Genomic DNA, 847 nt, shown 5'->3' with positions numbered 1-847 from the left:
GCTTGAAAGCCGCCGCCAACATCATGGGCGCCTCGGCCGGCATGGCCAACGGCAAGTTCGGCGGCAGCATGGAAAAGTGGATGGAAAGCACGCTCAAGGACTTGATGAAGCGCGACCGCTACGGCCCGTACGCCGACGTGCTCGGCGACCAGGCCTGCACCCTGGTCACCAGGACCCCGACCTACTCCAACTCCCGGCTCGGCCAGTACATGCAGGCCGAAGGCGCCCTGGTCGACGCGGCCTCGGCCAAGACCGCCAAGGACATGGCCGGCAGCCAGGCCGCGTTGCGCGCCGCCAAAGGCACCGCCGTGGTGCGCTCGGTCGGCCCCGTGCTTGATGTGATGGTGGCCGCGCTCAATCCGGAAGTCAGTCCTCGTTCGCCATCATCAAGCTGCGCACGGAAATGGACAAGATGTACGCGAACGGCGTGCTGTCGCTGGACCAGCTGGAGACGGCGCGGCATCTGCTCAGCCAGGCCAAGTACGACTCGGTCAAGCGCCTATTGAACCAGGCACAGGCCGACTACATCAAAGGAGGCGCGCGGTGATGCGCCCGATGGCCGGAGCGGCCTTGCTCGCCATGCTCGTCACCATTGCCCCAGCCCAGGCCAAGGCCCCGGTACGCCAGCCAGCCAGCGCCGCCATGCGCTGCACGGACGCGCCGACCAGCGGAGACGCTTTCCAGGATACCGCGCGCAGCTTCCGGCCCGGCGCCGCCCCACGCATTTTCATGGCCTTGGGCAAGGACCGCCACGCCTTGCTGAAAAAACTGCTCAATGCGGGCGACGACCCCAACATCTGCCACGCCGGCATCAGCCCGCTGCTGGCGGCGGTGGCCGGCGGCGACG

Annotated in this window: 2 pseudogenes; both read left to right on the top strand. The window is 67.8% G+C overall.

Annotated elements, in window-relative coordinates:
* Positions 1 to 506 (top strand): annotated as a pseudogene (locus F2P46_RS35990) (hypothetical protein); the annotation flags it as partial.
* Between the two features lie 37 nt (positions 507 to 543).
* Positions 544 to 847: pseudogene (locus F2P46_RS35985) on the top strand (hypothetical protein); the annotation flags it as partial.

It is taken from the genome of Massilia sp. CCM 8734 (assembly GCF_011682155.1).
GTDB lineage: Bacteria > Pseudomonadota > Gammaproteobacteria > Burkholderiales > Burkholderiaceae_D > Telluria_A > Telluria_A rubra.
The sequence above is the reverse complement of the archived record's forward strand: the minus strand, read 5'-3'. Positions and strand labels throughout refer to the sequence as shown.